This window comes from Hydrogenophaga sp. PML113, assembly GCF_001777155.1.
Taxonomy (GTDB): Bacteria; Pseudomonadota; Gammaproteobacteria; order Burkholderiales; family Burkholderiaceae_C; genus Hydrogenophaga; species Hydrogenophaga borbori.
The window spans coordinates 137,785-157,978 of sequence record NZ_MIYM01000004.1 but is presented as its reverse complement, the minus strand read 5'-3'; the positions used below and the strand labels follow the sequence as shown (position 1 = coordinate 157,978).

Sequence of the window (20,194 nt, the reverse complement as noted above, 5' to 3'; positions counted from 1 at the left end):
GGCGCCATAGCTGTCTAATATCGATCCTGTATCCAAGAATACAAACGGAAAATCGATGGAGAAGGCCATGGAGTTCCGCCACCTGCGCTGTTTCCTCGCCCTGGCCGAGGAGCTGCACTTTGGCCGCGCCGCCGCGCGCCTGGCCATGACGCAGCCACCGCTGTCGCTCAACATCCAGCAGCTGGAGGCTTCGGTGGGCGCCCCGCTGTTCGTGCGCAACAGCCGGGGCGTGGCCCTCACGCCCGCCGGCCAGGCCTTCGTGCCACGCGCGCGGGCCCTGTTGGAGGCGGCTGGCGCGGCCGCGCGCGAGGCGCGCGAGGTGGCCCAGGGCGTGAGCGGCCAGCTGCGCGTGGGCTTCGCGGGCACCGTGCTGTACCGGGGCCTGCCGCAGATCCTGCGCGGCTTCGCCCAGCGTCACCCGCGCCTGAAGCTGGTGCTGCGCGAAATGAGCTCCAGCGACCAGCTCATCGACCTGCAGCACCAGCGGCTGGAGGCCGGCTTCGTGCACACCACGCGCGTGCCGCCGGGCTGTTCGCAGGTGCTGGTCTCGCGCCAGGCCTTCGTGGCCTGCGTGCCGGCGGGCCACGCGCTGGCGCGCAAGCGGCGGCTGGCGCCTGCCGCGCTGGCCGGCCAGCCCTTCGTGGCGATCTCGCGTGCCGTCTCGCCCGACTACCACGACCGCCTGCTCGCCCTGTGCGCCGACCACGGCTTCGAGCCCGACGTGCGCTTCGAGCTGCGCCACTGGCTCAGCGTGGTGTCGGTGGTGGCGCAGGGCCTGGGCGTCTCGCTGGTGCCGGCCGCCCTGCAGCAGGCCGGGCTGCCGGGGGCCGCCTTCGTGCCGCTGCAGGGCGATTCGCCGCCGTACGAGACGCATTGCCTCTGGCGGGACGGCGGTGAAAGCGCCGCGCTGGCGGCCTTTCTCGATGTCGTGCGGAGCCAGCGTCCTGTTGCGCCAGGGCACTAGTGCGTGAGGGGCCGCGTCGCCGAACAGAGCAGCAGCTCGTTGGGTCCCACCCACCCACGCTCACCCGTGAACGGCTGCAGCGCCGCCGCCATGGCCTGCCAGGCCGCCGCCTGGGCCGACGGGTCCAGCGGCGCGAGCAGTTCCATGATCGGCGAGCCCGAGTCCCGGACGAAGGCGATGTAGGTGGCCACGTCGGGCAGCGCGAACGGCGCCGCGAGCGGCTCCACCGCGATGTCGGCATACCCCGCCGCCGCCAGCAGGCCAGCCAGCCGGCCGGGCTCGGCCAGGCTGAACAGGCCGCCCGCGGTGTAGGGCGATGCCCCGCCGTTCAGGCCCCGGTGCTGGCGGGCCAGCCTCATCAGGGTCGTGATGCAGGGGTTGTGCGCGGGCTCGCCGAACACCAGGGCGGCGAAGCGCCCGCCCGGCCGCAGGGCCTCGAACGCCGAGGCCAGGGCGGCCGCGGGATTCGCGCAGAGCATGAGGCCGAGCCGGCACAGCACCGCATCGAACGGCGCCTCGCCTGGCACGGCCTGCTCCGCATCCGCGACGGCGTACCGCACATGGGCCAGCCCTGCCGCGCCCAGGTTGCGTTGGGCGAAGGCCAGGATCCTGGGCGAGATGTCGGTCGCCAGCACATGGCCGGTGGGGCCGACGGCCTGGGCCACGTCCTTGGTCTGATCGCCCGCACCGGCCGCGAGGTCGAGGACCCGCGCGCCGGGCCGCAACCTCAGCCGGGCCAGCATGGCCGCGGTGGCCGGGGCCAGCCAGGCGTGGATGAGCGGGGTGCTGCGGTTCCAGCCGTCGGCCGCGCGGTCCCAGGCGCTGGCGGCGCCGCTGGCACCCGGGCCGGTGGCCCCTTGTGGTGTTGGGAGGTTCATGGTGCTGTCTCCGGGTGATCGGGGCACCCAGCGTAGGCCCGCGCGGCGACCGCTGGAAGGCGCGGATTTGCACAAGGGGGCCGCAGTGGTGCATAACGGGCCATGCTCGACTGGAACGACCTGCGGTACTTCGTGGCGGTGGCGCGGCACGGCAGCACGCTGGCCGCGGGCCGCGCGCTGGGGGTCGACCAGTCCACCGTGCAGCGGCGTGTGGGCGCCTTGGAGCGGCATATCGGCCGCGCCCTGGTTCAGCGCCACCCCAGCGGCTACCGGCTCACCGATTTCGGCACCGAGATGCTCGACGCGGCCCAGCGGGTCGAACAGTCCGTCGCCGCCTTCGAGCAGGCACTGGTGGTGTCGCGGCGCAATGTGGCGGGCGTGATCCGCCTCACCTGCCCCGAGCCGCTGGTGAGCCGGCTCACGCAGTCGGGGCTGCTGGAGCGCTTCCATGCGAAGCATCCCGCCTACCACGTGGAATTCGTGATGAGCGACAGGTACGTCGATCTGCGCACCGGCGAGGCCGACGTGGCGCTGCGCTCCGGCGACACGGACGATGGCGCGCTGGTCGGCCGCAAGCTGGGCGATTCGCTGTGGGCGGTCTACGCGAGCCGGGACTATGTGGCGCGCCACGGCCAGCCGGCCTCCATCGAAGCGCTCGAGGCGCACCCCCTGGCGGGTTTCGACGAGAGCATGGCCAGGCACCGGGCCAGCCAGTGGCTGCGCCAGGTGGCCCCGAACGCGACGCTGGTGGCGCGCAACGACAGCGTGCTGGGCCTGCTGTTGTCGGTGAAGTCGGGTGTGGCCATTGGGCCGCTGCCCACCGCCCTGGGCGACGCCGACCCGCAACTGGTTCGGGTGCTCGGGCCGGTGCCGGCCCTCGCGCGCGATTGGCGGCTGCTCGCGCTGCCCGAGATCCGCCAGACGGCGCGGGTCAGCGCTTTCTTTGAGTTCATGGTGGCGGAGATCGAAGCGCTCCGGCCCGTGCTCACCGGCTAGGTAGGCGCCCTGGCGGCGGCCCAAGGCCCCGCTGCGGCGCCGTGAAAGCCGCGGGTGGTCTACTCACGGTCTGGCAAGGACCACTGGAGATTCACGATGAGCGACAAACAGGTGCTGGTGCTGGGTGGCGGCTGCTTCTGGTGCACCGAATCGGTCTACAAGGAAGTGCGCGGCGTCACCGACGTGGAGTCGGGCTACAGCAACGGGCACCTGAAGCAGCCCAGCTACGAGCAGGTGTGCACCGGCGGCACCGGCCACAACGAGGTGGTGCGCCTGGAGTACGACCCCGACGAGGTGAGCACGCGCGAGCTGCTGGAGATCTTTTTCGTGGTGCACGACCCGACCACGCCCAACCGCCAGGGCAACGACGTGGGCACGCAGTACCGCAGCGGCATCTACTTCACCACGCCCGAGCAGCAGGCCGAGGCGCGCGCCATCATCGACGAGCTCACCCGGGAGGGCGCCTTCGGCCGTCCCATCGTGACCGAGGTGCAACCGCTGGAGAACTACTGGCCGGCCGAGGACTACCACCAGGACTTCTTCGAGCGCAACCCGCACCAGGGCTATTGCATGGCGGTGGCCGCGCCCAAGGTGGCCAAGTTCCGCAAGACCTTCGCGCGGCTGGCGAAGTAGGGCGCCGCGCCGCGGCTGGCCGGCCCGGGAAACGTTGCGCGCGGCGAAAGGGTTCAACGGCGGCTTGTTTGATCGCGCGCGCGGCCATGGGTAGCTTCGGGGCTCCACCACACCCGAGTGCCCATGCCCTACGTCGTCACCGAAAACTGCATCCGATGCAAGTACATGGATTGCGTCGCGGTCTGTCCCGTGGACTGCTTCCGCGAAGGCGAATCGATGCTGGTCATCGATCCGGACCTGTGCATCGACTGCGGCGTGTGCGTGCCCGAATGCCCCGCCCATGCGATCGCGCCGGACGCCAGCGCGGCCGGCTGGGTGGCGTTCAACGCCCGGTACGCGTCCGCGTGGCCGGCGATCGAGCGCCCGGGCGAACGGCCCGCCGATGCGGCGAACTGGGACGGTGTTCCCGGAAAACTCCTCGCCGCCTTCGGCACCGCCGACCCGGCCCACGCCTGACACAAGGAAACCCATGGCCAGCGTACTGCGCGAAACCGTCTCGTCTGTTCACCACTGGAACCAGGAACTCTTCACCTTTCGCACCACCCGTTCGTCGGCGCTGCGCTTTCACAGCGGCCATTTCGTGATGCTCGGGCTGGAGGTCGACGGCCGTCCGCTGATGCGGGCCTACAGCATCGCCAGCGCGCACTACGCGGAGCACCTGGAGTTCCTCAGCATCAAGGTGCCCGGGGGGCCACTGACGTCGCGCTTGCAGAACATCCGGCCGGGCGACGAGGTCTTGGTCAGCAGCAAGCCCGTGGGCACGCTGGTCATCGACGACCTGCTGCCGGGTGAACACCTGTACCTGCTGGGCAGCGGCACGGGCCTGGCGCCATTCATGAGCATCATCCGCGACCCGGTGGTGTACGAGCGCTTCCGCAAGATCGTGCTGGTGCACTCGGTGCGCAAGGTGTCCGACCTGGCCTACGCGCACACCATCACCGAGGACTTGCCGCGAGACGAGTTCCTGGGCGAGATGGTGCGCGAGCAATTGGTCTACCTGCCCACCGTCACGCGCGAGGCCTTTCACACGCAGGGCCGCATCACCGAGCTGATGGACACGGGCGCGCTGGCGCGCCTCGCCGGCCTGCCGGCGCTGGATGCGGCCAGCGATCGCGTGATGCTGTGCGGCAGTCCGTCCATGCTGGCGGACCTGACGGCGCGGCTCGACGCGCGCGGCTTCATGGCGTCGCCGCAGACCGGCCACGCGGGCCACTACGTGATCGAGAAGGCCTTCGCGCAGCGCTGAACGGGCCGCCGGCGCCGCCGCTCAGGCGCGCGCGGCGTCGCGTTCCCGCCCGCGCACGAACAGCCGGGCGACCGAGGACAGCGCCAGCAGGTTCGGGTCGCGTTCGCGCGCCTTCATGAAGCACAGCCCGATGGTCTGGCGCGCGCCCTGACCCTCGGCCAGGGGAACGAAGCGCACCAGGTGCTGGTACATCGCGCGGATGCGCCCCGGCACCACGGCGCAGGCCATGCCGCTGGCCACCAGGTTCAGCTGCGTGAAGATGTCCTGCACCTCCATCACCACCGTGGGCCGGAAGTCCGGGAAGCGCTCGGCCAGGCGCTCGGCCGAGAACGGTCCCTCGGCCAGGGTCACGGTTTTTTCGCCGGCGTGATCGGCCAGCGTGATCGCGTCCAGCGCCGCCAGGGGCGAGGACAGGGGCGCGGCGAAGCAGGGCTCGTCCTCGAACAGCGGCAGGCAGACCAGGTCCGTGTCGGCCGGGCTGATCTCGGCGAACACCGAGTCGACCAGCCCCTGGCGCAGGCGCGGCAGCAGTTCGTTGCGCGATTTGCCCAGGACCAGTTCGCACTGCACGTTCGGCCGGCGTTGGTTCATCGCCTTGATGAGTTCGGGCAGCAGGTGGCTGGTGAGGGAGTACAGCGAACCGATCTTGAGCCGGTCCGACGAGTAGCCCGCGGCCGCGCGCGTGGCTTCGATGCCGCGCTCCAGCCGCCCCAGCACGTCCTGGGCCACGCCGGCCAGCGTGTGGGCGGCTTCGGTGGGCACCAGCACGCGACCCTCGTGGCGAAACAGCGAGCAGCGCACGCTGTCCTCCAGCGAGTGCAGCGCGCGGTGCACGCTCACCGCGCTGGTGTTGAGCGCATCGGCGGCCGCGCTGAGCGTTCGATGTTCCAGGTAGGCCACCAGCACCTCGAGCTTGCGCGAGGAAATGTCTTCACCCAGACGGACCATGGGGACTCCTAACGGACGAGGATGACCACCTTGCCCTTGACGCGCCGCTCCATCACGTCGCGCAGCGCCTGGCCGGCCTCTTCCATGCGGTAGCTGCGTGTCACGGGAGGGCGCACCGCGCCGCTGTTGCGCAGCGCGAACAGCTCGCGCATGTGGGCACGCGTGGTCTCCGGGTCGCGGCGCAGGAAGGCGCCCCAGTACACGCCCATGACGGACGCGCCCTTGAGCAGCGGCAGGTTGAGCGGCAGGCGCGGCACCTCGCCAGCGGCGAAGCCCACCACCAGGTGGCGCCCCTCCCAGGCGATGCCGCGGAACGCCGTTTCGCTGAGGGCCCCGCCCACGGGGTCGAAGATGACCTGCGGACCGCCGGGGACCAGCCCGCTCAGGCGCTCGCGCAGGTCCTCGCTGGCGTAGTTGATGGTGTCGTCTGCCCCATGGGCCACGCACAGGGCCAGCTTCTGCGCGTCGGACGCTGCGGCTATCACCCGCGCGCCCATGGCCTTGCCGATCTCCACCGCCGCGATGCCCACGCCGCCGCCGGCGCCCAGCACCAGCAGCGTCTCGCCCGCCAGCAGGCGGGCGCGGTCTTTCAGCGCGTGCAGGCTGGTGCCATAGGCCAGCACGAAGGCGGCCGCCTGTTCATAGGGCATGTCCTCGGGCAGCGGCACCACACGCTCGGCCGCCACCACGGCCTCTTGCGCGAAACCGCCGAAAGCGGCGCTGCCGACCACCCGATCGCCCACCCGGCAGCCGCTGACGCCCGGGCCCAGCGCCAGCACCCGGCCCGCCACCTCGCCACCGGGCGAGAAGGGCAGTTCGGGCTGCACCTGGTACTTGCGCTGGATGATGAGGGTGTCGGGGAAGTTCACGCCAGCGGCGTGGACCTCGATGAGGACTTCGCCCGGGCCGGGCGTGGGCGAAGGCAGCTCGTCCACCACCAGGGATTCCGGCAATCCCCATTGTCTGCAAACCACAGCTTTCATCGTGTCTCTGTCGGTTGGAGTTCGCGGTCCAGTATAGCCACGAGGCGCTGTCCGGGCCATCTGAATAGAATTCCTATTCTGCACAGCGGAACCAAATGAGGACGCCATGGGACGCACCGCCAAACCACTCAAGACCCGCCGCTCCGACGCCGAGGGCGACCGCCGTTTCGTGACGGCGCTGGCGCGTGGCCTGGACGTGCTGCGCTGCTACCAGCCATCGGAGCGATGGCTGCCCAACCAGGAGATCGCGCACCGCACCGGCCTGCCCAAGGCCACGGTCTCGCGCATGACCTACACGCTCACCGCGCTGGGCTACCTGGAGCACTCGCCCGAGCGCGAGATGTATGCGCTGGGCTTGCCGGTGCTGGGCCTGGGGTTTCGCGTGCTGTCGCACTTCGAGCTGGGCCGCATCGCGCGGCCCTTCATGCAGGCCCTGGCCGACGAGGCCGGCGCGGCCGTGTCGCTGGCGGTGCGCAGCGGCGGCTGGGCGGTTTACGTGGCGCATTGCCGGTCGGCGGCGCCGCTGACCCTGGGGTTGGATGTGGGTGCGCGCCTGTCGCTGGCGCGCTCGGCGATCGGGCGTGCCATGCTGTTCTCGCTCGATGCCGACACGCGCGACAAGGCGCTCAAGGCCCTGCGGGCGGAGGCGCCCGCCGAGTGGGAACAGGGGCGCGGCGGCCTGGCCGAGGCACAGGCGCACCTGGAGCGCCATGGCTACGTGCGTTCGTCGCCGGGCGCGGACATCGGCGCCGTGGCGGTGACGCTGGACCCGGGCGACGGCCGCGACCGGTTCGGTCTCAACTGCGGCGGGCCGGCCAGCAGCATGGACGCGGCCAGACTGGCCTGCCTGGGGCCGCGGCTGATCGAGACGGCCGCCCGCATCGAGCGCGCGATCCGTTCCGAGAACTGAAAACGAGCGGCGGCAAACGGAAGCTTTCTGCCGTCGCAAATGCCCGGAGGTGGGGGGTGTCCCGGTTTACCGGCGTCGGCTGGCTGGCTAAACTGAATTCAAGTCCTTCATCAATTCTGCCCTGCGGAACTTGACGAACAGGCCCGGACGCCGAGCTCCTTTCGGCGCCATTCCCAACCGGAGCCCCCCATGCGACGTCGTGAATTGCTTCTTGCCACCGGCGCAGCAGGCGCACTGCCGCTGCTCGCCGCCGCCCAGGCCTTTCCGTCCCGGCCCGTGCTGCTGTACTGCCCGTTTCCCGCCGCCGGGCCGACCGATCTGATGTTCCGCGCCCTGGCCGAAGCGGCCGGGCGGGCCCTCGGCCAGTCCATCGTGGTCGAGAACAAGCCGGGCGCCGCCGGCACCATGACAGCGCCCACGATGCGGACCGCGCGGCCGGACGGCTACACCCTCACGCAATGCCCGATGGGCATGTTCCGCGTGCCGCACATGCAGCGCACGCAGACCTTCGACCCGGTCCGGGACTTCACCTTCATCATCAACCTGACGGGCTATACCTTCGGCATGGTGGTGCGCGCGGACTCGCCGTTCAAGACCGTCAAGGACCTGGTGGACTACGCCAAGGCCAACCCGGGCAAGATCACCTACGGCTCCACCGGCATCGGCGCGGGCCCACACTTGGCCATGGACGAGTTCGCCTCGCGCGCCGGCATCGAACTCACCCACGTGCCCTACAAAGGCAGCGCGGACATGCTGCCGGCGCTGCTGGGCGGCCACATCATGGTGGGCACCGACACGACGGGCTGGGCACCGCACGTGGACAGCGGCAAGATGCGTTTGCTGGCCACCTACGGCAGCCAGCGCACCAAGCGCTGGCCCAACGTGCCGACGCTCAAGGAACTGGGCTACGACACGGCGTCCGATTCGCCGTTCGGCATCGTGGGCCCCCGAGGCATGGACCCGGCCGTGGTCAAGGTCCTGCACGACGCCTTCCGCACCGGTCTGAACGATCCCAAGGTGATGGAGATCGTGGACCGCTTCGACCAACCCGTCATCTACATGAACTCGGCCGATTACACGGCCTGGGCCGCCAAGACCTACGCCGAGGAGGCGCGCACCATCGAGCGCCTGGGCATGAAGAACTCGCTGTGAGGCGGCCGGCATGAACCGCTTCCTGTCACCCGAGGGCCTGGCCCGGCCGAACGGCTTTTCCCACACGGCGCGCACCACGGGCCGCACCACCGTCTTCGTGTCGGGGCAGGTCTCGTACGACGCCAGCGGGCGCGTCGTGGGCGAGGGCGACCTGGCGGCGCAGACGCGTCAGGTCTACCGCAACCTGCAGGCCGCGCTGCAGGCCGAGGGCGCGTCGATGCACGACGTGGTGAAGACCGTGCTGTTCGTGCGCGACCTCGATCCCGACAAGGCGCGCGCGATCCGCGAGGCGCGCTCGCCCTTCCTCAACCCGGAGGGCTTGCCGGCCAGCACCATGGTGGGCGTCGCTTCGCTCGCGCGGCCGGAGCTTCTGCTCGAGGTCGAGGCCATCGCGGTGCTGGACTGAGATGAACGGTGCAACGCATGGCAAGGCCACCGATGGCCTGAGCCTGGCCGGCCGGTCCGTGCTGCCCGCGCAGATGCGCGTGGTGGTGCTGGGCGCGGGCGTGATGGGCCCGGGCATCGCGCTGGTGTTCGCCGAACACGGCATGCCGGTGGACCTGTGCGAGGTGAGCCAGCCGGCGCTGGACGCGGGCATGGCCGCGCTGGCCGACGCGCTGCTGCTCAAGCAGGAGGCCGGGCTGTGCACGCCCGAATCGGCCGCCCGCGCGATCGCCCGCGTCACCCCGCGCCTGGAGGCGGGCGAGGCCCTGGGCCGGGCCGACCTGGTCATCGAGGCCGTGCCCGAGAACCGCGAGATCAAGCGCGGCGTGTTCGAGCGCATCGCGGACGAAGCGCCGCCGCACGCGGTGGTGTGGAGCAACACCTCGACGCTGGACGTCTTTGGCCTGGCGCCGGCGGCGCTGGCGCCGCGCCTGCTGGTGGCGCACTGGTTCGCGCCGCCGCACATCCTGCCGCTGGTGGAGGTGGTGTGCCAGCCGCCCGTGCCCGAGAGCCTGCGCGACGAGACCCTGGCGCTGTTGCGCGCCCTCGGCAAGGCGCCGGTGCTGCTCGACAAGTTTGTTCCCGGCTTCGTCATCAACCGCTTGCTGCGCGCCCTGGGCCGCGAGGCCTTCGCCATGATCGAGGACGGTGTGATCTCCATCGCCGCGCTCGACGTGGCGGTGCGCACCAGCCTGGCGCCGCGCATGCAGGTGCTGGGTCTCATGCAGCGCTACGACTACACCGGGTTGCACCTGAGCCTGCGCAACCTGGGCGACCCCGACATCGTCGACGCGCCGGTGAACCGCTCGCCCGCGCCGCTGCGGGAGCGGGTGGCGCGCGGCGAACTCGGCGTCACCAGCGGCAAGGGCTTCTACGACTACGCCGGCCGCACCCCGCTGCAGTTGCAGCGCGAGCGCGATCTGCGCCTGTGGCGGGCGATGCACGGCCTGGCCGAGCTCGTCAGCGATCCGCACCCCATCTGAACCCCCCTGAATGATGCCCTCCGTTCCTGCCGACACCCGGCGCCTGCAACCCCTGGTCGATCCGCGTTCGATCGCCGTCTACGGCGCCTCGGCCGACCTCACGCGCCTGGGTGGCATGCCCGTGGCCCTGCTGACCGAGCGGGGCTTTCGGGGCGCCATCTATCCCATCAACCCGAAGTACGGCGAGATCGCCGGCCTGCGCTGCTACCCCGACATCGCCTCCACGCCCGAGCCGGCCGACCTGATCGTGATCGCCGTGGCCGCTCCCGAGGTGGTGCCGGTGCTGCGGCAGGCGGCCGCGCGCGGCATCCGCGCCGCGGTGGTCTTCGCCGCTGGTTTCGCCGAGGCCGGCGACGCCGAGGGCCTGGCGCTGCAGGCCGAGCTGGTGGACGCCGCGCGCGAACTCGGCATCGTGGTGGCCGGCCCCAATTGCATGGGTTTTGGCAACCTGGACAGCCACGCCTACAGCACCTTCACCGCCATCTTTCGCACGGTCGAGCCACCGCCCGCGCCGCGGGACACCGGCCTCATCACCCAAAGCGGCAGCCTGTGCTCGGCCATCTACGCGGCGGGGCGCCAGCTCGGCGTGCGCTTCGGCGTGGTGATCAACACCGGCAACGAGGCCTGCGTGGAGTTCGCCGAGTACCTGGAGTACCTCGCCGATCGCCCAGGCACCGAGGCCATCGTCGGCTACATCGAGGGCCTGCGTGATGGCCCGCGTTTCGAGCGCGTGGCCGCGCGGCTGCGTGACGAGGGCCGCTTGCTGGCCCTGCTCAAGGCGGGCGAGACCGACAAGGGTGCACAGGCCGCGGCCTCGCACACCGCCGCCCTGGCCGGCAGCGGCGCCGTCTACCGCGCCGTCTTCGAGCGCCTGTGTGTGGTGCCGGCGCGCGACATCCTGCACACGGCCGACATCGCCTACCTGGCCCGTTTCCGGCAGCGCGCGAGCGGCCGGCGCGTGGCGGTTCTCACCATCTCGGGCGCCATCGGCGCGCTGCTGGCCGACGCCTTCACCCAGGCCGGCGTGGAACTGCCGGAGTTCTCCGCTTCGCTGCGCGATGCGTTGCACGCGGGCATTCCGCGCTTCGGTATGGTGCGCAACCCGGTGGACTTCACCGGCAACATCGTCAACCGCCACCAGTTCAGCGCCGAGGCGCTGCAGCACATCTTCGACTCGGGCGAGGCGGACTTCGCCGTGCTGTACGCGCCGGGTTTCCTGATCGACCGCATGGCCGAAGGCATCGCCGAGGTGTCGCGCCGCGCGGGGCGGCTGGTGGCGGTGATTTCCACCGGCCAGGTGGCGCGCCGCGGCGCGCTCGAAGACGCTGGCATCCCGGTGTTCGACGACACCACGCGGGCCGTGCAGGCGCTGGCCAGCCTCGCCCATTGGCACGAGAACCGGCGCCGCTACGCGTCGATGCCCACGGTGCGGGTCTCGGCGGCCGGGCCGGGCCTCGGCGCGACCGCCCTTGGCCTCCTGCGCGAGGCGTGCGAACAAGGCCGAACGCTGCTCGACGAGCACCAATCGAAGCGCCTGCTCGCGGCCCTGGGCGTGCCCACGGTGGCCGAACGCGCGGTGCGGGACGCCGACGCCGCGGTGCAGGCGGCGCGCGCCATCGGCTACCCCGTGGCGCTCAAGGTCTTGGGCGCCGACCTCGCGCACAAGTCCGACGTGGGGGGGGTGCGCTTGCACTTGCGCGACGAGGTGGCCGTGCGCGAAGCCTATGAACGTGTGCAGCAAGCGGTGGCGCAGCGCGCGCCGCGGGCCCGCGTGGAAGGCGCGCTGGTGCAGGCGCAGGCCGCGCCTGGCGTGGAGCTGCTGGTGGGCGTGGCGCGCGACCCGGTGTTTGGGCTGGTTATGAGCCTGGGCCTGGGCGGTCTCTGGACCGAGGTCCTGGGCGACGTGGTGCACGCGCCCCTGCCGGTGGGCCGCGAACTGGTGCCCGCGCTTTTGCAGCGCCTGCGCGCCTGGCCGCTGCTGCGAGGCGCGCGCGGCAGCGCCGCGGTGGACCTGGCCGCGCTGGCGCGGGCCGTCGAGGCGGTGTCCGACGCGGCCTGGGCCTTGCGCGAGCACATCGACGAACTGGAGATCAACCCGCTGATCGCGCGCGGCGACGGCGCGGTGGCGGTGGATGGGCTGGTGCGGCTGCGCGCGGCACCCGATGTGTGTCACGTCGAGCCGCCGGTGGAGCTGGCCGAATGAGCGCCGGCGAGCGCGTGGCGCTGGTGACCGGGTCCACCAGCGGCATTGGCCTGGCCATCGCCCGGCGCCTGGCGCGCGAGGGTTTCCGCATGGCCTTGCATGGCTTCGCCCCGCCCGAGGGCGTGGCCGCGATCGAGGAGGCGCTGAGGAAGCTGGGCGCGCCGCAGGCCCGCCACTTCGAGGCCGACCTGCTGCAGCCGGCGCAGATCGAGCGGCTGATGGCCGCCGTGGCACAGGACCATGGCCGCCTGGACGTGTTGGTCAATAACGCCGGCATCCAGCACGTGGCGCCGATCGATCAATTTCCGCCCGAGCGCTGGGACGCCATCCTTGCCGTCAACCTGAGCGCGGCGTTTCACACCACGCGCCTGGCGTTGCCCTTGATGCGCGCGCGGGGCTGGGGCCGCATCGTCAACATCGCCTCGGTCAGCGGCCTGGTGGCCGCGCCCATGAAAGCGGCCTACGTGGCCGCCAAGCACGGCCTGGTGGGCCTGACCAAGGTCACCGCGCTGGAGACCGCCACCGAGGCGATTACCTGCAATGCCATCTGCCCGGGCTGGGTGCTCACGCCCCTGGTCGAGCGGCAACTGCAGGCGCGCCACGCGGCTGAGGGCGGCAGCCGCGAGGACGTCGTGCGCCAGCTGCTGGTGAAGCAGCCCTCGCAGGATTTCGTGACGCTGGAGCAGGTGGCCGCGCTGGCGGCCTACTTCGTGTCGGATGAGGCGGCGCAAACGCGCGGCGTGGCCTGGAACCTGGACGGCGGCTACGCCGCGGCCTGAGCGCCCGGTGGGCGCTCAGGCCCTGTCCGTCATTCGTTGGGCGCGAAGCTGCACAGCCCGCCGCGGAATTCGGCCGAGGTGAAGACCTCGGGCAGCACCGCCGCCAATTCGTCCGGGTCCATCTGGATGCCGTTGGCCTTGAGCAGCGGCGCGGCCTCGTCCACCATCGCGCGCCAGTCCTTGATGAGGCGGTAGGGCTCCACCGTGTCCGGGCAGGGCTGCTCGCCCAGGGCCCTTACCAGCAGCTCGGTGAAGTTGGTCACGCGAAAGCCGTGCGTGTGGCCTTCCTTGGACAACTGCAGGTGGCAGCCATGGAACAGCGACACCAGCGCGTCCACGTTGTTCTGCCGGCACAGCGCCAGCGTGTCCTGGCGCACGTGGGCCTTGAGCTCGGGCGAGCGGTCGGAGCCCGAGGCGCCGCACATGTAGCCGGGCTCCTCGGCCTCGGCCACCACCGTCAGGCCAGGGATGGCGCGCAGCAGGCGCAGCACCGCCTGGCCCACCTCGGGCAGGCCGCGGTGGGTGTGCACCACCACGCGCTCGTTCACTGGCGTTGTGAAGCGCCCGATCAGTTCGGCTTCGTGCTCGAGCAGGAATTGGGTGATGTGGTCGAAATCGAAGGCGACTTCGCGGTAGCCCTTGATCGTTTCCCCCAGGTGGATCTGGCACGAGGGGCACCAGCTCAGCACCTTCTGCGGCGTGAATTCGCCGAAGCGCTGCAGCGTCTGCTCGGACACGCGCCCGCCCTTCTTGAGATCGCCCTCCCACTTGCTGTAGACGATGCCGCAGCAGGCCGAAGGGCCGCCCATCACTTCGTACTCGACGTCCAGGCGGTCCAGGATGGTCATCACGTTGAACAGCACGTGCGGCGTGCGGATCGGATTGCAGCCGGTGTAGAAGACGACATCCACCGGCCGGGCCTGCGGCGGCCTGAGCAGCCGCGCCACCTCGGCCGGCAGCAGCTGCATGGAGACCATGATGCGGATGGCCCGCGCCATCTTGCGGAACACGTGTGGCGTCGGGTTGTCCACTTGGGACACCTTGGAACAGCTCATCATCACCAGGCGGCGCGGGTTGATGCCCTCGGGGCAGGCGGGGATGCAGTCGCCGCAGCCATTGCATTGGCGCACCCAGGTGGCGGAGGCCGGCGGCAGCGGTACCGAGTCGCGCATGAAGTCGAGCACGCCGGAGACGACCTGGCCGGGGTCGGCCTCGGCCAGGCCGGGCGCGAACGGCCGCACCGGGCAGACCTCGACGCAGGCGCCGCAGCGCGTGCAGGCGGACAGCATGTCGGCCCAGGCCTGGTCGACGTAGTCGCTGAAGCCGGCTTGGGCGGGGGTGGGGGTGTTCATGGGGGACTCCTCGAGGATCGCTTCAGCCGCCGAGGCGCACCGCAATGGCTTCGATCTCCACGCGCACCGAGGCCGAGCCCAGGCGCGCCTCCACCGCCGAGCTGGCCGGTGGGGCGGGAGAGTCGGCGAACAGCTGGTTGCGCACCTCGCTGAACAGCGCGTATTCGCGGATGTCGGTGAGGAACACCGTGAGCTTGCGGATGTCGTCGCGCGTGGCGCCATGCTCGGCCAGCCGGGCCAGGATCTTGTCGAACACGATGCGTGTCTGCTGCGCGGTGTCGTAAGGCGCGGCGGTGCCCGCGGTGGCACCGGAGACAAACATCAGGCGGGCGCCGGCGATGTCAACGCTGTGAACGGGAAGGAATCGGGGGGTGTCGGGCATCGGGGTCCTTGAGCGGCGGCGGGCCCGCCGCGAGTGGGTGCGACGAGGTTACGCACGCGGCACCCCCGCTTCAATTGCGGGCGGCTCTCGATGCTTTCGATTGGCGGAACGGTGCGCGGCGCGCCGCGCCTCAGCGGTGGTGGTCGGGGTCGATCAGGCCGGCCTCGACGAAGCGCTCGCGCACGGCCCTGTCCTTGAGCGCGCCGCAGCGCTCAAGGACCTGCAGGGTGTTGGCGCAGAGCTGGCGCGTGCGGGTGGCCAGGCCCTCACCGCCGCACAGCCTGCCCAGCACGCGTTCGCGCGCGGCGACGCCCAGTCCGGCTTGTTCCAGCCATTCCCCGTGGAGGCGGGGATCGCGCGCGTGAAAGGCCGCCATGACCCGCGGCAGCTGGCCGCCCCAGTGCGCGCGCGCCGGCGCGTCCAGGCCCTTCCACACCAGCGCGAAGGCCTGCGCGAAGTAGCGCGCGTGCACCCACTCGTCTTCCAGGTGGGCCAGCAGCAGGCGCTGCAGGCCCGAGTGCGCGGTGCCGCGCATCGAGTCGACGATGGCCTTGGTGATCATGGTCTCGCCGACGAAGCCGACCATGAACCAGGCCAGGTCGCGCTGCGCCGGCGGGGCCTCGGCCACCCAGGCCTCCAAGGCCGCGATCTTCAGGCTCGGTTCGTCGCGCGCCGCCAGGGAGAAGCACTGGCGCAGCGCGCGGCTCGCGTGCGCGGTGAAGAAGGCGTGGTAGCCCTCGTCGGTGTAGAGCTTGAGCGCGTCCAGCGCCATGGGCTCGGGCAGGAAGTCCTTCAGGCGGTTCTGCGCGATGGCCTGCGCGGCGGTGTTGACGATGCGGTGCTCGGTGAGCGTCATGTCGTCCAGGAACTGCACCAGCCGCGCGGCGGCGAGGCGGTTGCGCTCGGCCAGGCCGAGCGGGCGCAGGGCCGGGTGGGACAGCAGTTCGTCCTGGGCGCCGAAGACGAACCAGCGCACGCTGGCCAGGTCTTCGCCCCGGCCGAGCGCGAAGTCGGTCAGCGACGGCTTGGCGCGCACGGCCGAGGTGGCGATCCAGTCCTTGAACGGGTCGTCGTCGGCTGGGCGCATGACGCGGGGCCCGGGTTCAGGCGGCCAGCCGGCGCTGCAGCACCGGCCAGCAGACGATCACCGCCAGACCCAGCAGCACCAGGGCGGCCGCGCCCAGCTTCCAGCCGGGCAGCGACTCCCCCAGCGACAGGGCCGAGGCGCTCATGCCGAACACCGGCACCAGCAGCGCCAGGGGCGTGACGGTGGCGGCCGGGTGGCGCCCCAGCAGCCAGTTCCAGACGCCGTAGCCGAACAGGGTGTTGCCCAGCGCCTGCCACAGCACGCTGGCCCACACCACCGCGCCGGCCGAGCGCAGCGACTGCGCGATCAGCGCCGGCCCCTCCACCATCAGCGATATCGCCAGCAGCGGCGGCACCGCGAACACGCTGCTCCAGACCATGAAGTGCAGCATGTTCACCCCCCCCAGCGACTTGACCACCAGGTTGGATGCGGCCCAGAAGAACGCGGCGGCGAGGATGATGCCCAGCCCGAGCAGGGTGACGCTGGCGTCCAGGTGGGCGGCGATCACGCCCAGGCCGGCGATGGCCAGCAGCAGGCCGGCGACCTGGTAGCCCCGCACGCGCTCGCGCAGGAGCCACAGCGACAGGCCGATGGTGAAGAACACCTGCACCTGCACCACCAGGGAAGCCAGGCCGGGTGAGATGTGGCCGTTGATGGCAAAAAACAGCAGCCCGAACTGCCCCGGGCCCAGCAGCACACCGACGGCGGCCATGGAGCGCCAGTAGGCCTTGGGTCGCGGCACGAACAGCAGCCAGGGCAGGGCGGAGAAGGTGAACCGCAGGGTGGCGAACAGGAAGGGAGGCAGTCCGTCCAGCCCCCAGCGGATGACGACGAAGTTCGTGCCCCAGACCGCCACGACGGCCAGGGCAAGCAGCAGGTGCGGGGTAGGCAAGGTCGGTGCGGGTGGGGAGGGAGCGGGCAGTGTAGTCAGGCGCCGCGCGGCGGACCGGCCGGGGCCTTGCATGGGGTTATTATTTGCAACTCTGTTGCGATAACCTCGACGCCATGGCCCGCTTCCCCGCCGACACCGATGCCGTGCCCGCCGCCTTGCAGGCGCGCCTGGACGCCGCCGGCCTGCGCCGCACCCTGGCCACGCGCGCGGCCCTGGGCGTGTTCCTGGCCCGCCCGGGCCAGGGGCTCACGCACGCGCAGGTGCTGCAGGCCCTGCGCCAGCGCGGGCACGGGCCCAACCGCGTGACGCTCTACCGCTTGCTCGATCGCCTGGCCGCCTGCGCCGTGCTGGCGCGCCACAGCGACGACCGGGGCACCTGGCGCTACCGCCTGCAGGACCCCGCCGCGCCGGTTTCCCCGCGCGGCGCACCGGCGCTGCGGCCACGTTTCGAATGCCGGCGCTGCGGCCAGGACCGCACGCTGGACGACACGCCCACCGCCCTGGCCTGGCTGCGCGGCCTGCAGCGCGCGCTGGCGCGCCAGGGCGTGGTGGTCGAGCGCGCGGAACTGGCCCTGCTGGGCGTGTGCGCGCGCTGCGCCGATACCGACACCCTTTCCCAACCCCGGAGCTGAACCATGAAAGCCCTCGCCATCCCCGCCGTCCTCGCTGCCTTGCTGTCCGCTGGCGCGGCCTTCGCGCAGCACTCGCAGAAAGAAATCCAGGAAGACATCCAGCGCCACCGCGCCATGGCGGCCGCGCACGAAGGCGCGGCCAAATGCCTGGAGGCGGGCAAGGGCGAGAAGGCCTGCCAGGCGGCGCTCGCCGAGGCCTGCAAGGGACTGGCCCTGGGCAAGTACTGCGGCCTGCGCCACGCGCATTGACGCACCGCGCCTGGCCCGCCCGCACCCGGTGCCGGCGGGAGCGGGCGATACCATCGCCGGGTGAACCTGGCCCAGCACCCTCTCTTCGTCTCCCTCACACCGGTCTTCCTGCTCATCGCGCTGGGTTACCTGGCGGGTCGGCGCGACTGGATCCGCGACACGGCGGTCAAGGACTTGTCCAACCTCGTGTTCCTGATCCTCATTCCCTCGCTGCTGTTTCGCACCATGGCCTCGGTGCACCTGGAAGAGCTGGACCTGCGGCCCGTGCTGGCCTACTTCCCGGTGGTGCTGCTGGTCTTCTTCACCGCGGTCGCCTGGCGCGGCTTCAGCCGTGAGAGCGTGGTGGTGGCCATGGCGGGGGTGTTCTCCAACATGGTGATGATCGGCATCACCCTGGCCGAGTTGGCCTATGGCAAGCCGGCGCTGGTGACCATGCTGACCCTGGTGTCGGTGCACGCCTTCATCCTGCTCAGCGTGGGTTCGGTGGTGCTGGAGCTGGTGGTCACGCGCGAGGCGCGCGAGCGCGGCGAGACCACGCCGCCGCTGTGGGCCACGCTGGGCTCGGTCATCAAGGGCACGGTGATCCACCCGATCCCGCTGCCCATCCTGTGCGGCCTGCTGTACGCGCAGACCGGCTGGGCCCTGCCCGTGGTGGTGGACAAGCCGCTGCAGCTGCTGGGCAGCGCCTTCGGCCCGATCGCGCTGGTGCTGGTGGGCGTGAGCCTGGCGCGCACGCCGCTGGCCGGGCACTGGCGGCCCGCGCTGGGTGTGTCGCTGGTGAAGAACCTGCTGCTGCCGCTGCTGGTGGGTTTGTCGGCCTGGGGGCTGGGCATCACCGGCCTGCCGCTGACGGTGATGGTGGTGGCCGCCGCCCTGCCGGTGGGCGCCAACGTCTTCCTGTTCGCGCAGCGCTACGACACCGCGCAGGCGCTCACCACCGCGAGCATGGGCCTGTCCACCGGGCTCGCGCTGTTCACCCTGAGCGTGGTGATGACGGCGATGGCCTGGCTCAACCCGCTCGCGGGCTGAGCCGCGGGCCTCACTGGCTGATCTTGCGCGCCTCTTCCACCTGGTATTCGAAGTAGCGCTGAAAGCCGAAGGCCAGACTGCCCATGAAGGCGATGGTGCCCGTCAGCAGCAGCAGCACCAGGGCGATCATGGTCAGCCAATTGGTGTGGCTGCCCGCACCCCCAGGGGTTGCGGGGTTGAACCAGCGGTCCCACTTCTCGGCGTCGGCCAGGGCGTAGACGATGCCCGTGAGGCAGGCGGCGGCGATGCTCAGGCCCAGCAGGGGGATCAGCACCCAGGAGAGCTTGTCGTCCTGCCCGTAGGCCAGCACGCGCTCCACGCCGTACCAGCCCAGGGCCGTGGGCAGGGGGTGCAGCCAGCCCACCCAGTCGCCCAGGCCGCGCAGGTAGAAACGGTGCAGGCCCAGGGCGCCGCCGATGAGCGCCAGCCAGACGGCCAGCGTCTTGTTCTTGCGTGCCGCCACGTTCAGCCCTCCTGCGGCGGGGTGTGGTGCGCCTCGCCCAGCGGCTTTTCCATGATCACGATATCCAGCCAGCGGCCGAACTTCCAGCCGCAGGCTGCCACCGTGCCCACAGGCGTGAAGCCCAGCGCGCGGTGCACGCCGACGGAGCCGGCATTGCCCGAATCGCCGATCACGGCCATCACCTTGCGGATGCCGGCGCGCTGCAGCACGGCCAGCAGCTCGGCCAGCAGCAGGCGGCCCAGGCCCCGGCCGGCGGCCTCGGGGGCGAGGTAGATCGAGTCCTCGACCGAGAAGCGGTAGGCCGGGCGCGGCTTGAACCAGTTGCCATAGGCGTAGCCCAGCACCTGGCCCTGCTCTTCGATCACCAGCCAAGGCAGGCCCTTGCCCAGCACGTCGGCGCGTCGCTGGGTCATCTCGGCCGGGGTGGGCGGGGTGGTCTCGAAGGTGCCCGTGCCGTGCAGCACGTGGTGTTCGTAGATGCGGGTGATGGCGGCGAGGTCGTCGTCGGTGCTGGGGCGGATCAGGGGCATGGCGGGTGGCCGGAAGAAGAGCGGCGTGGCGGAATCGGCGGCGGGCTATAATCGCCGGCTTTGCGGTGTTTCGCTGGCCGGGTGGTCAGTCGTGTGTCTCAGGCACCGCGGAAATTGCTGTGAAGCAGCGGATCGAAAGATCCGGCGGCACCCCGGAAGGCCCGGTCGGTGCCCAACCACCCGAAGGATAAATCATGGTCGTCATTCGACTCTCCCGCGGCGGTGCCAAGGCCCGTCCGTTCTACACCATCGTCGCCGCCGACAAGCGTGCGCGCCGCGACGGCAACTTCATCGAGCGCCTGGGTTTCTACAACCCCAACGCCAAGGGCGGCGAAGAGAAGCTGCGCATCGCCACGGACCGCCTGAACTACTGGCTCGGCGTCGGTGCCACCCCGTCCGACACCGTCGCGCGCCTGGTCAAGGAAGCCAAGGCCGCTGCGCCGGCCGCCTGATCGCGCC

At 71.2% G+C, this 20,194-nt stretch carries 24 protein-coding genes; 15 read left to right on the top strand and 9 right to left on the bottom strand.

All coding sequences use genetic code 11. From position 1 onward, the window contains the following. The first annotated feature begins 67 nt into the window (after nt 1–67). Nucleotides 68–964 carry a LysR family transcriptional regulator gene (locus tag BHU06_RS09205; protein ID WP_070399210.1) on the top strand — a complete coding sequence of 299 codons (897 nt, stop codon included), beginning with the start codon at nt 68–70 and terminating at the stop codon, nt 962–964. Here BHU06_RS09205 and BHU06_RS09200 read toward each other — a convergent pair. Further along, a complete protein-coding gene (locus BHU06_RS09200) occupies nt 961–1,842 on the bottom strand; it encodes a class I SAM-dependent methyltransferase (RefSeq protein WP_070398881.1) in 882 nt (293 codons plus the stop codon). The genes BHU06_RS09205 and BHU06_RS09200 overlap by 4 nt on opposite strands. 102 nt (nt 1,843–1,944) lie before the next feature. On the opposite strand from BHU06_RS09200, the gene BHU06_RS09195 reads away from it, so the two are divergent. From BHU06_RS09195 to BHU06_RS09180, 4 genes are all read left to right on the top strand, one after another. After that, nucleotides 1,945–2,838 (top strand): LysR family transcriptional regulator, encoded by an 894-nt coding sequence (locus BHU06_RS09195; RefSeq protein ID WP_070398880.1) that lies wholly within the window; start codon nt 1,945–1,947, stop codon nt 2,836–2,838. 96 nt (nt 2,839–2,934) lie between these two features. Continuing rightward, complete coding sequence (msrA, locus tag BHU06_RS09190; protein WP_070398879.1) at nt 2,935–3,471, top strand: peptide-methionine (S)-S-oxide reductase MsrA; 537 nt, start codon at nt 2,935–2,937, stop codon at nt 3,469–3,471. Between the two features lie 123 nt (nt 3,472–3,594). Continuing rightward, nucleotides 3,595–3,927 carry a ferredoxin FdxA gene (fdxA, locus tag BHU06_RS09185; protein ID WP_070398878.1) on the top strand — a complete coding sequence of 111 codons (333 nt, stop codon included), beginning with the start codon at nt 3,595–3,597 and terminating at the stop codon, nt 3,925–3,927. Nucleotides 3,928–3,940: 13 nt separating this feature from the next. Continuing rightward, complete coding sequence (locus tag BHU06_RS09180) at nt 3,941–4,717, top strand: ferredoxin--NADP reductase (RefSeq protein WP_070398877.1); 777 nt, start codon at nt 3,941–3,943, stop codon at nt 4,715–4,717. A 21-nt stretch (nt 4,718–4,738) separates the two neighbouring features. Here BHU06_RS09180 and BHU06_RS09175 read toward each other — a convergent pair whose 3' ends face one another. Together BHU06_RS09175 and BHU06_RS09170 are read right to left on the bottom strand one after the other, a co-directional pair. Beyond that, nucleotides 4,739–5,665: a LysR family transcriptional regulator gene (locus tag BHU06_RS09175; protein ID WP_070398876.1), complete on the bottom strand. Its 927-nt coding sequence runs from the start codon at nt 5,663–5,665 to the stop codon at nt 4,739–4,741. Nucleotides 5,666–5,673: 8 nt separating this feature from the next. Further along, nucleotides 5,674–6,648: an NADPH:quinone oxidoreductase family protein gene (locus BHU06_RS09170; RefSeq protein WP_070398875.1), complete on the bottom strand. Its 975-nt coding sequence runs from the start codon at nt 6,646–6,648 to the stop codon at nt 5,674–5,676. 106 nt (nt 6,649–6,754) lie between these two features. On the opposite strand from BHU06_RS09170, the gene BHU06_RS09165 reads away from it, so the two are divergent. From BHU06_RS09165 to BHU06_RS09140, 6 genes are all read left to right on the top strand, one after another. Beyond that, nucleotides 6,755–7,558: an IclR family transcriptional regulator gene (locus BHU06_RS09165; RefSeq protein WP_070398874.1), complete on the top strand. Its 804-nt coding sequence runs from the start codon at nt 6,755–6,757 to the stop codon at nt 7,556–7,558. A 189-nt stretch (nt 7,559–7,747) separates the two neighbouring features. Beyond that, nucleotides 7,748–8,710 carry a tripartite tricarboxylate transporter substrate binding protein gene (locus BHU06_RS09160; protein ID WP_070398873.1) on the top strand — a complete coding sequence of 321 codons (963 nt, stop codon included), beginning with the start codon at nt 7,748–7,750 and terminating at the stop codon, nt 8,708–8,710. A gap of 10 nt (nt 8,711–8,720) precedes the next feature. After that, the gene (locus BHU06_RS09155; RefSeq protein WP_070398872.1) at nt 8,721–9,116 is read left to right on the top strand and encodes a RidA family protein; all 396 of its coding nucleotides are present in this window, start codon (nt 8,721–8,723) and stop codon (nt 9,114–9,116) included. Between the two features lies 1 nt (nt 9,117). After that, on the top strand, nt 9,118–10,137 hold the full coding sequence (locus BHU06_RS09150; RefSeq protein WP_070398871.1) for a 3-hydroxyacyl-CoA dehydrogenase family protein: 1,020 nt from the start codon (nt 9,118–9,120) through the stop codon (nt 10,135–10,137). Between the two features lie 13 nt (nt 10,138–10,150). Next, nucleotides 10,151–12,340 carry an acetate--CoA ligase family protein gene (locus tag BHU06_RS09145; protein WP_070399209.1) on the top strand — a complete coding sequence of 730 codons (2,190 nt, stop codon included), beginning with the start codon at nt 10,151–10,153 and terminating at the stop codon, nt 12,338–12,340. Beyond that, entirely contained in the window at nt 12,337–13,119 is a 783-nt protein-coding gene (locus tag BHU06_RS09140; RefSeq protein WP_070398870.1) for a 3-hydroxybutyrate dehydrogenase, read from the top strand. Before BHU06_RS09145 ends, BHU06_RS09140 begins: the two co-directional genes overlap by 4 nt. A gap of 29 nt (nt 13,120–13,148) precedes the next feature. Here BHU06_RS09140 and BHU06_RS09135 read toward each other — a convergent pair whose 3' ends face one another. The 4 genes from BHU06_RS09135 to BHU06_RS09120 all read right to left on the bottom strand — a co-directional run bounded on the left by BHU06_RS09135 (nt 13,149) and on the right by BHU06_RS09120 (nt 16,832). After that, on the bottom strand, nt 13,149–14,471 hold the full coding sequence (locus BHU06_RS09135; RefSeq protein ID WP_070398869.1) for a (Fe-S)-binding protein: 1,323 nt from the start codon (nt 14,469–14,471) through the stop codon (nt 13,149–13,151). A 22-nt stretch (nt 14,472–14,493) separates the two neighbouring features. Continuing rightward, entirely contained in the window at nt 14,494–14,793 is a 300-nt protein-coding gene (locus tag BHU06_RS09130; RefSeq protein WP_175442828.1) for a RidA family protein, read from the bottom strand. Nucleotides 14,794–14,983: 190 nt separating this feature from the next. Further along, nucleotides 14,984–15,940 carry a diiron oxygenase gene (locus tag BHU06_RS09125; RefSeq protein ID WP_070398867.1) on the bottom strand — a complete coding sequence of 319 codons (957 nt, stop codon included), beginning with the start codon at nt 15,938–15,940 and terminating at the stop codon, nt 14,984–14,986. A 16-nt stretch (nt 15,941–15,956) separates the two neighbouring features. Then, nucleotides 15,957–16,832 (bottom strand): EamA family transporter, encoded by an 876-nt coding sequence (locus BHU06_RS09120; protein WP_217494347.1) that lies wholly within the window; start codon nt 16,830–16,832, stop codon nt 15,957–15,959. Nucleotides 16,833–16,945: 113 nt separating this feature from the next. On the opposite strand from BHU06_RS09120, the gene BHU06_RS09115 reads away from it, so the two are divergent. Genes BHU06_RS09115 through BHU06_RS09105 form a run of 3 tightly spaced genes read left to right on the top strand, consistent with a single transcriptional unit; the run spans nt 16,946 to nt 18,742 of the window. Continuing rightward, entirely contained in the window at nt 16,946–17,464 is a 519-nt protein-coding gene (locus tag BHU06_RS09115) for a Fur family transcriptional regulator (protein WP_070398866.1), read from the top strand. Nucleotides 17,465–17,467: 3 nt separating this feature from the next. Further along, complete coding sequence (locus BHU06_RS09110; RefSeq protein WP_070398865.1) at nt 17,468–17,713, top strand: hypothetical protein; 246 nt, start codon at nt 17,468–17,470, stop codon at nt 17,711–17,713. 60 nt (nt 17,714–17,773) lie between these two features. Next, on the top strand, nt 17,774–18,742 hold the full coding sequence (locus BHU06_RS09105; RefSeq protein ID WP_070398864.1) for an AEC family transporter: 969 nt from the start codon (nt 17,774–17,776) through the stop codon (nt 18,740–18,742). A gap of 10 nt (nt 18,743–18,752) precedes the next feature. Here the strand turns inward: BHU06_RS09105 and BHU06_RS09100 are convergent, their stop codons facing one another. After that, the gene (locus BHU06_RS09100; protein ID WP_070398863.1) at nt 18,753–19,205 is read right to left on the bottom strand and encodes a TM2 domain-containing protein; all 453 of its coding nucleotides are present in this window, start codon (nt 19,203–19,205) and stop codon (nt 18,753–18,755) included. Between the two features lie 2 nt (nt 19,206–19,207). Continuing rightward, nucleotides 19,208–19,735, bottom strand: a complete 528-nt coding sequence (locus BHU06_RS09095) for a GNAT family N-acetyltransferase (protein WP_070398862.1) — start codon at nt 19,733–19,735, stop codon at nt 19,208–19,210. A 194-nt stretch (nt 19,736–19,929) separates the two neighbouring features. Here BHU06_RS09095 and rpsP point away from each other — a divergent pair, with 194 nt between their 5' ends. Then, on the top strand, nt 19,930–20,187 hold the full coding sequence (gene rpsP / locus BHU06_RS09090; RefSeq protein ID WP_070398861.1) for a 30S ribosomal protein S16: 258 nt from the start codon (nt 19,930–19,932) through the stop codon (nt 20,185–20,187). Nucleotides 20,188–20,194: the final 7 nt, after the last annotated feature.

What these genes read in the sequence shown, in the direction of transcription:
- BHU06_RS09200 (WP_070398881.1), bottom strand. Translation starts at nt 1,842, where the DNA reads ATGAACCTCCCAACACCACAAGGGGCCACCGGCCCGGGTGCCAGCGGC.
- rpsP (WP_070398861.1), top strand. Translation starts at nt 19,930, where the DNA reads ATGGTCGTCATTCGACTCTCCCGCGGCGGTGCCAAGGCCCGTCCGTTC.
- BHU06_RS09170 (WP_070398875.1), bottom strand. Translation starts at nt 6,648, where the DNA reads ATGAAAGCTGTGGTTTGCAGACAATGGGGATTGCCGGAATCCCTGGTG.
- BHU06_RS09115 (WP_070398866.1), top strand. Translation starts at nt 16,946, where the DNA reads ATGGCCCGCTTCCCCGCCGACACCGATGCCGTGCCCGCCGCCTTGCAG.
- fdxA (WP_070398878.1), top strand. Translation starts at nt 3,595, where the DNA reads ATGCCCTACGTCGTCACCGAAAACTGCATCCGATGCAAGTACATGGAT.
- BHU06_RS09155 (WP_070398872.1), top strand. Translation starts at nt 8,721, where the DNA reads ATGAACCGCTTCCTGTCACCCGAGGGCCTGGCCCGGCCGAACGGCTTT.
- BHU06_RS09175 (WP_070398876.1), bottom strand. Translation starts at nt 5,665, where the DNA reads ATGGTCCGTCTGGGTGAAGACATTTCCTCGCGCAAGCTCGAGGTGCTG.
- BHU06_RS09160 (WP_070398873.1), top strand. Translation starts at nt 7,748, where the DNA reads ATGCGACGTCGTGAATTGCTTCTTGCCACCGGCGCAGCAGGCGCACTG.
- BHU06_RS09165 (WP_070398874.1), top strand. Translation starts at nt 6,755, where the DNA reads ATGGGACGCACCGCCAAACCACTCAAGACCCGCCGCTCCGACGCCGAG.
- BHU06_RS09135 (WP_070398869.1), bottom strand. Translation starts at nt 14,471, where the DNA reads ATGAACACCCCCACCCCCGCCCAAGCCGGCTTCAGCGACTACGTCGAC.
- BHU06_RS09125 (WP_070398867.1), bottom strand. Translation starts at nt 15,940, where the DNA reads ATGCGCCCAGCCGACGACGACCCGTTCAAGGACTGGATCGCCACCTCG.
- BHU06_RS09130 (WP_175442828.1), bottom strand. Translation starts at nt 14,793, where the DNA reads ATGTTTGTCTCCGGTGCCACCGCGGGCACCGCCGCGCCTTACGACACC.
- BHU06_RS09110 (WP_070398865.1), top strand. Translation starts at nt 17,468, where the DNA reads ATGAAAGCCCTCGCCATCCCCGCCGTCCTCGCTGCCTTGCTGTCCGCT.
- msrA (WP_070398879.1), top strand. Translation starts at nt 2,935, where the DNA reads ATGAGCGACAAACAGGTGCTGGTGCTGGGTGGCGGCTGCTTCTGGTGC.
- BHU06_RS09180 (WP_070398877.1), top strand. Translation starts at nt 3,941, where the DNA reads ATGGCCAGCGTACTGCGCGAAACCGTCTCGTCTGTTCACCACTGGAAC.
- BHU06_RS09195 (WP_070398880.1), top strand. Translation starts at nt 1,945, where the DNA reads ATGCTCGACTGGAACGACCTGCGGTACTTCGTGGCGGTGGCGCGGCAC.
- BHU06_RS09150 (WP_070398871.1), top strand. Translation starts at nt 9,118, where the DNA reads ATGAACGGTGCAACGCATGGCAAGGCCACCGATGGCCTGAGCCTGGCC.
- BHU06_RS09140 (WP_070398870.1), top strand. Translation starts at nt 12,337, where the DNA reads ATGAGCGCCGGCGAGCGCGTGGCGCTGGTGACCGGGTCCACCAGCGGC.
- BHU06_RS09145 (WP_070399209.1), top strand. Translation starts at nt 10,151, where the DNA reads ATGCCCTCCGTTCCTGCCGACACCCGGCGCCTGCAACCCCTGGTCGAT.
- BHU06_RS09095 (WP_070398862.1), bottom strand. Translation starts at nt 19,735, where the DNA reads ATGCCCCTGATCCGCCCCAGCACCGACGACGACCTCGCCGCCATCACC.
- BHU06_RS09205 (WP_070399210.1), top strand. Translation starts at nt 68, where the DNA reads ATGGAGTTCCGCCACCTGCGCTGTTTCCTCGCCCTGGCCGAGGAGCTG.